11 protein-coding genes are annotated in these 8,335 nt (G+C 71.1%); 3 read left to right on the forward strand and 8 right to left on the reverse strand.

The features are described from left to right. Window positions 1-322 precede the first annotated feature (322 nt). Window positions 323-1,576, forward strand: a complete 1,254-nt coding sequence (locus ABB34_RS04815) for a sugar transporter (protein ID WP_057640121.1) — start codon at window positions 323-325, stop codon at window positions 1,574-1,576. Window positions 1,577-1,585: 9 nt separating this feature from the next. On the opposite strand, the gene ABB34_RS04820 is transcribed toward ABB34_RS04815, so the two are convergent. Both ABB34_RS04820 and ABB34_RS04825 read right to left on the reverse strand, forming a co-directional pair. Continuing rightward, complete coding sequence (locus ABB34_RS04820; RefSeq protein WP_057640122.1) at window positions 1,586-1,849, reverse strand: DksA/TraR family C4-type zinc finger protein; 264 nt, start codon at window positions 1,847-1,849, stop codon at window positions 1,586-1,588. 81 nt (window positions 1,850-1,930) lie between these two features. Further along, window positions 1,931-2,488 (reverse strand): DUF2058 domain-containing protein, encoded by a 558-nt coding sequence (locus ABB34_RS04825; protein WP_057640123.1) that lies wholly within the window; start codon window positions 2,486-2,488, stop codon window positions 1,931-1,933. Between the two features lie 67 nt (window positions 2,489-2,555). Here ABB34_RS04825 and ABB34_RS04830 point away from each other — a divergent pair, with 67 nt between their 5' ends. Both ABB34_RS04830 and ABB34_RS04835 read left to right on the forward strand, forming a co-directional pair. Further along, a complete protein-coding gene (locus tag ABB34_RS04830; protein ID WP_057640130.1) occupies window positions 2,556-3,080 on the forward strand; it encodes a M48 metallopeptidase family protein in 525 nt (174 codons plus the stop codon). A 137-nt stretch (window positions 3,081-3,217) separates the two neighbouring features. Next, window positions 3,218-3,928, forward strand: a complete 711-nt coding sequence (locus tag ABB34_RS04835) for an rRNA pseudouridine synthase (RefSeq protein ID WP_057640124.1) — start codon at window positions 3,218-3,220, stop codon at window positions 3,926-3,928. 187 nt (window positions 3,929-4,115) lie between these two features. Here ABB34_RS04835 and ABB34_RS04840 read toward each other — a convergent pair whose 3' ends face one another. The 6 genes from ABB34_RS04840 to ABB34_RS04865 form a co-directional block, all read right to left on the reverse strand. Next, entirely contained in the window at window positions 4,116-4,421 is a 306-nt protein-coding gene (locus tag ABB34_RS04840) for an AzlD domain-containing protein (protein ID WP_057640125.1), read from the reverse strand. Continuing rightward, window positions 4,421-5,149, reverse strand: a complete 729-nt coding sequence (locus tag ABB34_RS04845; protein WP_057640126.1) for an AzlC family ABC transporter permease — start codon at window positions 5,147-5,149, stop codon at window positions 4,421-4,423. Before ABB34_RS04845 ends, ABB34_RS04840 begins: the two co-directional genes overlap by 1 nt. Before the next feature lie 84 nt (window positions 5,150-5,233). After that, entirely contained in the window at window positions 5,234-6,304 is a 1,071-nt protein-coding gene (locus tag ABB34_RS04850; RefSeq protein WP_152979506.1) for an HDOD domain-containing protein, read from the reverse strand. Window positions 6,305-6,349: 45 nt separating this feature from the next. Further along, entirely contained in the window at window positions 6,350-6,637 is a 288-nt protein-coding gene (locus ABB34_RS04855; RefSeq protein ID WP_057640128.1) for a hypothetical protein, read from the reverse strand. A gap of 82 nt (window positions 6,638-6,719) precedes the next feature. Continuing rightward, window positions 6,720-7,907 carry an MFS transporter gene (locus ABB34_RS04860; protein WP_152979507.1) on the reverse strand — a complete coding sequence of 396 codons (1,188 nt, stop codon included), beginning with the start codon at window positions 7,905-7,907 and terminating at the stop codon, window positions 6,720-6,722. A gap of 70 nt (window positions 7,908-7,977) precedes the next feature. Beyond that, window positions 7,978-8,335: LysE/ArgO family amino acid transporter (locus ABB34_RS04865; protein WP_161808895.1), on the reverse strand; the 358-nt coding region annotated here is incomplete at its 5' end.

Below are 8,335 nucleotides of genomic sequence, written 5' to 3' on the forward strand. Positions count from 1 at the left end.
TGCACACGAGGGGGGGGCGCGCCAGCGGGCGGACGGCGAGCCAGCGCGGGGGGGCGCTGGGGGGCGGCGCGGCGGAACCGGGGGCGGCGGCGCCCGTCGACCGTGACGTGCACGGGGAGAAGATACGTGACAGGGGGCAGGGCGGGTTCAGGCTGTCGCAGGCGTGGATTCTGGCATTCTTTCGCTGAGTGGGAACAAAAGGAATGCCGCGCCCGGATTGGCGCTCGTAGGGCGCAAGTCCGGGCGAGGCATTCGTTTTGTTGCAGTGCAGCGAAAGAATGCAAGAATCCACGCCTGCGACAGCCTGAACCGGCCCTGCCCCATGTCCCGTGCCTTCTCCCCGTGCCCGTCCACCGTGACGGGCGCCGCCGCCCCCGTTTCCGCCGCGCCGGCCCCCAGCGACCGCCAGCGCTGGCTCGCCGTCATCGCGCTGGCGCTGGCCGCCTTCGTGTTCAACACCAGCGAATTCGTGCCGGTCGGGCTGCTCAGCGACATCGGCGCCAGCTTCGGCAAGCCGATCGAGCAGGTCGGCCTGATGCTCACCATCTACGCATGGGTGGTGGCGCTGACCTCGCTGCCGTGCATGCTGCTGACCCGCAATTTCGACCGCCGCAGGCTGCTGCTGGGCGTGTTCGCGCTGTTCATCGCCAGCCACCTGCTGTCCGGCGTGGCCGGGAGCTACCCGGTGCTGATGGCCAGCCGCATCGGCATCGCGCTGGCGCATGCGGTGTTCTGGTCGATCACCGCCTCGCTGGCGGTGCGCGTGGCGCCGGCCGACAAGCGCCCGCAGGCGCTGGGGCTGCTGGCCACCGGCACCTCGGTGGCGATGGTACTGGGCATCCCGCTGGGCCGCGTGGTCGGTGAATGGCTGGGCTGGCGCACCACCTTCATCGCCATCGGCGGCATCGCCCTGCTGGTCATGCTGGTGCTGGCACGCCTGCTGCCACCCCTGCCCAGCCGCAACAGCGGCTCGGCCAGCAGCATCCCGCTGCTGCTGCGCCGCCCGGCGCTGCTGGCGCTGTACCTGCTGGTGATGGTGGTGGTGACGGCGCAGTTCACCGGCTACAGCTACATCGAGCCGTTCGTGCAGCAGGTCGGCGGCTTCGGCGGCCACGTCACCACCTGGGTGCTGCTGCTGTTCGGCGGCATGGGCTTCGTCGGCAGCCTGCTGTTCGCGCGCTTCGGCCTGCGCTGGCCGCGCGGCTTCCTGCTCGCCGCCATCGGTGCGCTGGCACTGTGCCTGCTGGGCCTGCGCAGCGCCGCCGGCAATGCCTGGGTGCTGTACGCGCTGGCATCCGCATGGGGCGTGGCGATGATCTGCTTCGCGCTGTCGATGCAGTCCAAGGTGCTGCATCTGGCGCCGGACGCCACCGACGTGGCGATGGCGCTGTTCTCGGGCATCTTCAACATCGGCATCGGCGCCGGCGCGCTGGTCGGCAGCCAGGTCAGCCTGCGCCTGGGCATGGGCCACATCGGCGTGGTCGGCGGCCTGATTGCCGCCGCCGGCTGGCTGTGGTGGCTGTTCTCGATGCGGCGCTGGAGCGGGAGTTTCCGCCTGCACGGCCAAGGCCACTGAGCGGCGGCGTCAACGCAGCTGGCTGTCCTTGCTGCCACGCCGGTTGTAGCCGGCGAACGCGGCCTCTTCGTCCAGCGCCTGCTGGCAGGCGACGCACAGGCGCACGCCCGGCACCGCCTTGCGCCGCGCCTCGGGGATTGGCACGTCGCATTCCTCGCAGTGTTCCAGGCCCGGACCGCTGGGCATGCGGCTGCGGGCGCGCTTGATCGCGTCCTCGACGGTGGCGTCGATCTGATCCTGAACGGCGGTATCGCCCGCCCAGCCGGTAGCCATGACTGTCTGCTCCAATGACCGGTGACCTGACCGGCAACCAGCCTAGCGCATCGACCTGCATGGCGGCCCAATGGCCGCCATTCACCACATGAGGTCGTCGGGCACCACGAACTGCGCGTAGTAGGCGTCGTCCTCGGCATTGCCGGTGGACGCCGCCACGTCGCCGCCCTGGCCGTGGTCGAGCACGATCAGCGTCGCGTCGCGCTCGCGCACCTTCTCCGCCGCCACCCGCGGCAGCAGCTCGAAGCCCTCGCCGTGGCGCGCGATCACCAGCGTGCCGGCGGCCAGTTGTTTGCGCTGCGCCTCGTCGACCAGCAGGGTGCGGATCACCGCGCCGTCATCGAAGCGGTATTCCAGCTCGCCGCTGCGCGGCACCCTGCGGTCGGCGATGATCTGCCGCGCCTGCGCGCGCAGTTCGTCGGCGCGGCGCCGGGCGTTGTGTTCGGCGGCCAGCACGCGGTCGCGCTCGGCCTTTTCCGCGCGGGCACGCTCGGCTTCCAGCTGGCTCTCGCTGGGGCCGGCCGGCGCGCCCTTGGCGTGGCGCGCCTTGTTCTGCTCGCGCGCCACCTGCGCCACCTGCGACTTCTTGACCAGCCCGGCCTTGAGCAGTTGTTCCTGGAGCGGGTTCGCCTTCGCCATCTTGGTGATTCGTGGTTCCGTTGCCGATGCTGCGATGATACCGGCCCGCCCGTCCCCGCGCCCGCCGATGCAGCCCCTGAAGTACCTTTCCGGCTATCCCGAACACCTGCAGCAGCGTGCCCGCGAACTGCTCGATGCCGGCAGGCTGGGCGCAACGGTGCGCGGCCGCCACCCGCAGGCGCACGCGGTGCGCAACGACCGCCAGCTGCACGATTACGTGCAGGAACTGAAGGCACGCCACCTGCGCCAGTCGCCGCCGCTGGGCAAGGTGCTGTACGACGGCAGGCTGCAGGTGCTCAAGCACGCGCTGGGCCTGCACACCGCCATTTCCCGCAACCACGGCGGCAAGCTCAAGGCCAGCCGCGAGATCCGCATCGCCAGCGTGTTCCGCGACGCCCCGGCGCCGTTCCTGCGGATGATCGTGGTGCACGAACTGGCGCACCTGAAGGAAGCCGAACACAACAAGGCCTTCTACCAGCTGTGCCTGCACATGGAGCCGGACTACCACCAGCTCGAATTCGACCTGCGCCTGTACCTGACCGCGCTGGAGCACGAGGCTGGCCGGCCCGCCGGGGACACCGGGATCCCGTAGCTGCGGGGCTTGCCCCGCATGAAGCTTTACCGGCGAAAGCCCCGTGCCTGTCCCGAAAAGGGATGCAAGCACAAGCCCGGCACCTACGATGGAAGGCCGGGCGCTACACTCCCCGCCCGCCGTACCGAGCCTGCGCCATGACCACGCCCCTCCGCCTCGACAAGCGCCTCGCCGCGCAGCTGCACTGCTCCCGCGCCCAGGCCCGGCACTACATCGAGGGCGGCTGGGTCAGCGTGGACGGCGTGGTGGTGGAAACCCCGCAGACGCTGGTGGCCGACGAAACCCTCGTGTTGGCGGCCGGGGCCGACAGCGAACCCGCCGAGCCGGCGACGCTGCTGCTGAACAAGCCCGCCGGCTGCGACGCCGAAGCACTTTCGGCGCTGTTGCGCGAAGACAACCGCTGCGCCGACGACGCCTCCGGCATCCGCCTGCTGCACCGCCATTTCCAGCGGCTGCAATCGCCGATGCCATTGGATGCCGACGCCTGCGGGCTGCTGGTATTCACCCAGGACTGGCGCGTGCGCCGGCACCTGCTCGAAGCCGGCCCGTCGCTGGAGCAGGAGTTCATGGTCGACGTGGAAGGCGAAGCCGGGCCGTGGGCGCTGGCCAAGCTGGCCCACGGCCTGCACCACGCGGGCCGCGCCCTGCCCGCCTGCAAGGTCAGCTGGCAGAGCGAGCAGCGCCTGCGTTTCGCGATCAAGGACGTGCGCCCCGGCCAGTTGCAGCACATGTGCGGGCAGGTCGGCCTGCGCGCCACGCAGGTGCGCCGGCTGCGCATCGGCCGCATCGGTCTGAGCAAAATGCCCGAAGGCCAGTGGCGCTACCTCGCCGCCGGACAGCGTTTCTGAGCCGCAGGTTACCGTAGACGCGGGCCTTGCCCGGCACCAGGTAGGTCGGGGCTACGCCCCCGACGTTCGCGTCCCGATATCCCGTGCGTCGGGGGCGTAGCCCCGACCTACTCCTCCTCGACAACACGTGGAGGCGGGGCTTGCCCCGCAGGGGCATTCCCGGCCCCCGTGCCGGCAGGCCCGGCACCTACGACAGCAGCCGCAACAACGCCGCAGCCGCCGCGCCGGCCAACACCACCACGAGAAAAGGCAGCCGCAGCAGCAACGCGACGGCCGCGGCCAGCAGCGCGCCGATGCGCGCGTCCAGCACCACGCCCTGCCCGGCGGAAACAGCGTTCATCGTGGTCAACGAGGCCAGCAGGCCGATGGTCAGCGTGCCGGCCACCCGCGTCATCCGCGGCGACGCCATCCAGCGCACCGGCACCAGATAGCCACAGAACTTGATCGCCCAGGCCACCACGCTGCCCAGCAACACCCATGCCCACAGCGACATCAGCCCTGCCCTCCGTCGCCTTCCGGTGACACGTCCGGCTCCAGCCCTTCGTTGGCCGGGCCATGCCCGAACCAGCCCCACACCGCGGCGATCGCCGCCGCCAGCAGAATCGGCACGCCCGGCGGCACCCACGGCAACGCCAACATCGTCGCCAGCGCGCAGACCACGGCGATGGCCACCGGCTCGCGCGAACGCAGGCGCGGCCACAACAGGCCGAGGAAGGCCGCCACTGCCGCGCCATCCAGCCCCCAGCGGCGCGGGTCGCCCAGCGCATCGCCCAGCACCGCACCAAGCAGGGTGAACAGGTTCCACAGCACATAAACGCCGATGCCGGCCACCCAGAAGCCACGCCGCTGTTCGGCCGGCTCCCACTGGCCGGCCGCGGTGGCGGCCGATTCGTCGATGGTGACCTGCGCCGACAGCAGCCGCCGCCAGCCGCGAGGCCGCAGCATGCGGTTGATCTGCGCGCCATAGACGGCATTGCGGATGCCCAACAACGTGGCCGCGCCGAACGCCGCCGCACCGCCGCCACCGGCCCCCACCACGCCGATGAAGGCGAACTGCGAGCCGCCGGTGAACATCAACAAGCTCAAGGCGACGGCCTGGCCGACGCTGAAACCGGAGGCCACCGCCAGCGCGCCGAAGGAAATGCCATACAGGCCGGTCGCCACCGCGATCGACAGGCCGATGCGCACTGCCGGGGTGAAGCGCGGGGAATGCTCGTTCATCAATCAGGCCCGGGCGTATGGGAGAGCCTCATGTGGACCGCTGGATGGCGCATGGCCCGCATGCGGTTCCAGCAGACCCACTACTCACTCGTCCTGCTGCGGATCGTCGGGGTTGACCCGCTTCCACAACCATTCGGCCACGTGGCCGGGCACGCACCCGGCCAGCAGTTGCAGGGCTTCGTCGGTTTCCATCAGGTTCTCGCGGCACAGCATCGACAACGCCGCGGCCAGCTCGCCCACTTCCAGCGAGCGTGCCAGCGCCTTCGCCCGTGGCCATGCCGCCTGCCCCTCCAGCGCCGCGGCGACGTCGGTGGACAGTTCCCATTGCCGCGCGATCCGCGCCGCCAGTTGCGGCGTGCAGCGCTCCAGCAGCGACAGCAGCACCTCCGGCGACGGCGCCAGCGTCTGCCTGCGCGAATACGCCTCGGCGGTGGCGTGCACCACGATCACCATGCCCAGCCCGCGCAGCAGGCCGGCCAGCTGCGCGGAGAAACCGTCCTCGCGCTCGATGCTGCGCGCGTGGTCGGCGGTGGCCAGCGACATGCGCAGGGTGTAGTCCCACAGCCGCTGCGAGAAGCGCCCGCCGTCGCGCTCGGGCGGGTTCATCACCGGCTGCACCAGCGCGGCGGAAATGATCTGGCGGATGCCCTCGTTGCCCACCAGCGTCACCGCGCGCTCGATGCTGCGCACTTCCTGTTGCTGGAAGCGGTACAGCGAGCTGTTGGCGATGCGCAGCAGGTTCACGGTCAGCACCGGGTCGCTGCCGATGATGCGGCCGATCGAGCGCGCCGAGGCGGTGCTGTCGTTGACGCTCTGGATCAGCTGCGGCAGCAGGTGCGGGCGCCGCGGGATGTAGCGCTGCGAAAGGTCGGCCCGTTCCAGCGCCAGCAGCACCTCGTCGGCCACCTGCTGGTGTGCGGATGCATCGTCGTCGGTCGCACCGGCCTCGTCCACGCCCAGCGCCGCGCGCAGGAAGCGCTGGCGCATGCCCGGCAGCAACGCCGGGTCCAGCGCCACCGGCGCCGCGGACGCGTCCTGCGAGGTTTCCGGGACGAACGACCAGCCCTGGCCCCTGCCGTCCGCGCGCCGCCGCCCGAACGCCCACGCGGCCACCGCGCCCGCGAGCAGGGCCGCCACGATCGCCGAAAGGATCACCGTCGCCAACGTCAACGCACCCCGTGCTGCACGCCGAGCGGCCGGCTACTTGCCGACCTTCTCCAGGCGGATGCCGAGCGGGCCGGTCAGCGCGCCGTCCTCGCCGACGGTGAAGTCCAGCGAGGCGCCCTTCTGCGGCAGCGCCACCTTCAGCGTGTCGCCCTCGCGCACGTAGCTGGTCTCCTGCGAGATGCCCATCGCCTCGATGGTCACCTTGCCGCCGGAGGTGAAGGTGTACTTGGCCACGCCCATCGCGTCGGTGTAGGTGCCATCGATGCCGTGGCCGCAGGCCGACAGCAGGCACAGCGCGGCCACAAGCAGGTACTTCCTCATCGTTTCCCCCGGTAGCGGATGGCAGCGGCCGGCATGGCCGCACATGCAAGCGGATTCTGCCACAGGCGCAGGCCGGTACCGCTCAATCGTTGCCCGCGCGCAGCGGCGGCGCCGCGAAGCGGCTCGACAGGCGTAGCGCGAACGCCAGCCCCGCCACCAGCGCCAGGCTCGCGCCAGTGGCGAAGGCCGCCGACAGGCCGGCGCGCGCGGCGATCGCGCCGGCCAGCACCATGCCCGCGCCGATGCCCACGTCCAGCGCCGAGAAATAAGTGGCCACCGCGGTGCCGCGCTGCGCGTGGCTGCCCAGGTTGACCATCATCGTCTGGTAGGCCGGGTACACCACGCCGAAGCCGAAGCCGGCCAGCAGGCCCGACAGGTAGTACGGCAGCGGCCCGCCGGCCCATGCCATCAGGCCGAGCCCGGCGACCACGCCCAGGGTGCCGCCGTTGGTCGCCTGCACCACCCTGCCGCCATCGACCAGGCGCCCGGAGAACGCCCGCGACACCATCATCCCGATCGCCATCAGGGTGAAGAAGATGCCGGTGTTGCCCGCGCCCAGCTGCTTGCCGTGCAGCGCGGCGAAGGCCAGCAGCATGCCGTAGCCGAGGCCGATCACCGCTAGGTTCAGCGCCAGCGGGATGCCGCGCACCAGCAGGAAGCGGTCCAGCGACAGCACCGTGGCCGCGCCGTTGCGCAGCTTGCGCGGCGCATGCACCAGCGCGGCCACCAGCAGGCCGGCCACGCCGGCGGCCACCGCCGCGTCGAAGATCGCGTGGAACGGGTAGCGGTCCATCAGCCACAGCCCGGCCATCGGCCCCAGCGCCATCGCCAGGCTGCTCATCAGCCCGAAGAAGCCGATGCCCTCGCCGCGCCGCACCGAGGGAATGATGTCGATGGCCTGGGTGTTGGCCGCGGTGCTCATCACCGCGAAGGTCAGGCCGATGCCCAGCCGCACCAGCACGAAGGCCAGCACCGTCTGCGCCAGCAGGTAGCCGGAGGTGAACAGCACGTAGGCCGTCAGCGCCAGCAGGTAGGCGTGCTTGGCGTTGAAGCGGTCGACGATGAAGCCGGAGAACGGCCGCACCAGCAGCGCGGCGATCACGTAGCTGGACAGCACGATGCCCACCGTCGCCTCGCCGATCCGCAGCTGCTCCACCAGGTGGAACGGCAGCGTCGGCATCAGCACGTAGAACGACATGCCCATCAGGAAGTTGGCGATGCACGCCAACAGGAAGCTGGATGTCCACAACGCGGGCCGGGGCGTGCTCACGCGCACGCCACCGCGTAGCCGGCCGTCGGCGGCAGGCCGGCTTGCGCACGCGTGGCCGGTGCCGCCGCCATCAACCGACGCCGCGCAGCGCCAGGGTCAGCGCCAGCACGCTGAGCAGCACGGCGATGGTGCCGTCGAGCACGCGCCAGGTATTGGGCCGGGTGAACAGCGGCGCCAGCAGGCGCGCGCCCAGCCCCTGCGCGGTCAGCCACATCGCGCTGGCGGTGACCACGCCGGCGGCGAAGGCCATGCGCGCGTGGCCGAAGTTGTCGGCGATCGAGCCGATCACCATCATGTCCAGCCAGAAATGCGGGTTGATGATCGAGAACCCGGCCGCGGCCAGCATCGCCGCGCGGCACGAGGACGCGGCGGTGTCGTCCATCTGCATGCCGCCGCCACCGGCCACCGCCCGCCGCGTCCTCGTGCCG

This window comes from Stenotrophomonas daejeonensis (assembly GCF_001431505.1).
GTDB lineage: Bacteria > Pseudomonadota > Gammaproteobacteria > Xanthomonadales > Xanthomonadaceae > Stenotrophomonas > Stenotrophomonas daejeonensis.

Excerpts from the sequence above, each read along its gene's own strand:
- ABB34_RS04825 (WP_057640123.1), bottom strand. The coding sequence starts at position 2,488 with ATGGCGAAGGCGAACCCGCTCCAGGAACAACTGCTCAAGGCCGGGCTG.
- ABB34_RS04820 (WP_057640122.1), bottom strand. The coding sequence starts at position 1,849 with ATGGCTACCGGCTGGGCGGGCGATACCGCCGTTCAGGATCAGATCGAC.
- ABB34_RS04855 (WP_057640128.1), bottom strand. The coding sequence starts at position 6,637 with ATGAGGAAGTACCTGCTTGTGGCCGCGCTGTGCCTGCTGTCGGCCTGC.
- ABB34_RS04830 (WP_057640130.1), top strand. The coding sequence starts at position 2,556 with ATGCAGCCCCTGAAGTACCTTTCCGGCTATCCCGAACACCTGCAGCAG.
- ABB34_RS04840 (WP_057640125.1), bottom strand. The coding sequence starts at position 4,421 with ATGTCGCTGTGGGCATGGGTGTTGCTGGGCAGCGTGGTGGCCTGGGCG.
- ABB34_RS04845 (WP_057640126.1), bottom strand. The coding sequence starts at position 5,149 with ATGAACGAGCATTCCCCGCGCTTCACCCCGGCAGTGCGCATCGGCCTG.
- ABB34_RS04835 (WP_057640124.1), top strand. The coding sequence starts at position 3,218 with ATGACCACGCCCCTCCGCCTCGACAAGCGCCTCGCCGCGCAGCTGCAC.
- ABB34_RS04815 (WP_057640121.1), top strand. The coding sequence starts at position 323 with ATGTCCCGTGCCTTCTCCCCGTGCCCGTCCACCGTGACGGGCGCCGCC.